Annotated in this window: 2 protein-coding genes; both read left to right on the forward strand. The window is 65.6% G+C overall.

From position 1 onward, the window contains the following. A partial coding sequence (locus DXD16_RS10165) for a PTS sugar transporter subunit IIC (RefSeq protein ID WP_147326485.1) occupies positions 1-216 on the forward strand: 216 nt, incomplete at its 5' end. After that, positions 197-1,030: a PTS system mannose/fructose/sorbose family transporter subunit IID gene (locus DXD16_RS10170; protein WP_117648578.1), complete on the forward strand. Its 834-nt coding sequence runs from the start codon at positions 197-199 to the stop codon at positions 1,028-1,030. The genes DXD16_RS10165 and DXD16_RS10170, both read left to right, overlap by 20 nt. The last annotated feature ends 9 nt before the right edge of the window (positions 1,031-1,039 follow it).

Consider the following 1,039-nt stretch of genomic DNA (forward strand, 5'->3'; position numbering starts at 1 on the left):
GCCATGGGCTTCGCCATGCTCGGCCGCCTGGTGCTCACCAAGCAGCTCGTGCCCTTCTACTTCCTGGGCTTCCTGCTGTGCTCCTACGCCAACGTGCCCGTCCTGGGCGTCGCCCTGATCGCCATCATCATCGGCATCGACAAGTTCGACCTGCTCGGCCTGGGCGGAGCCCAGCCCCAGCTCTCCGCGGAAGGGGATGAGGACGATGACTTCTAGTCCCGAGAACAAGATCACGCGCTCCGACCTCGTCAAGAGCGCCGTCAACGTCGGCGCCCTGGGCATGGAGTTCTCCTGGACCTACTACAAGCAGATGAACATCGCCTTCTGCCTGATGGTCGCCAACATGCTCAAGAAGATCTACGCCGGCCGCCCCGACGACTACGCCGAGGCCCTGCACCGCCACTGCGCGTTCTTCAACATCACCGTCCAGTTCGCCCCGTTCGTCGGCGGCATCGCGATGGCCATGGAGGAGAAGGTCGCCCGCGGCGAGATCGAGCCCGAGAGCGTCAACGACGTCAAGGCCGCCCTCATGGGCCCGCTGTCCGGCATCGGCGACTCCATCTTCCTGTCGACGCTGCGCGTGGTCGCCGCCGCGGTGGGCATCAGCCTGTGCCAGGCCGGCAACCCCTTCGGCCCCATCGCCTTCCTGCTCATCTACAACGTCCCCGGCTTCGCGCTGCGCATCTGGGGCGCCGTCAAGGGCTACGAGCTGGGCGTGGGCTTCCTGGACGAGGCCCAGAGGACCGGCCTCATGCAGAAGATCATGACCTGCGTGGGAATCGTGGGCGTCATGGTCGTGGGCGCCATGTGCAAGGACATGTTCTGGGCCAGCATCCCGGTGGCCATCGGCTCGGGCGACGACGCCCAGACCCTCCAGGACATCCTGGACGGCATCATGCCCGGCATGCTCGGCATGATCGCCTTCTGGCTGTACTACTGGCTGCTGTCCAAGAAGATCAACCCCATGGTGCTGATCGTGGCCACCATGGTCGTGGGCATCGTCGGCGCGTTCTTCGGCGTGCTGGCGTAAGGGCCCGGC

The sequence above is a fragment of the Collinsella sp. TF11-5AC genome, from assembly GCF_003436775.1.
Taxonomy (GTDB): domain Bacteria; phylum Actinomycetota; class Coriobacteriia; order Coriobacteriales; family Coriobacteriaceae; genus Collinsella.

Coding starts and splice junctions, on each gene's coding strand:
- DXD16_RS10170 (WP_117648578.1), top strand. CDS start 197: ATGAGGACGATGACTTCTAGTCCCGAGAACAAGATCACGCGCTCCGAC.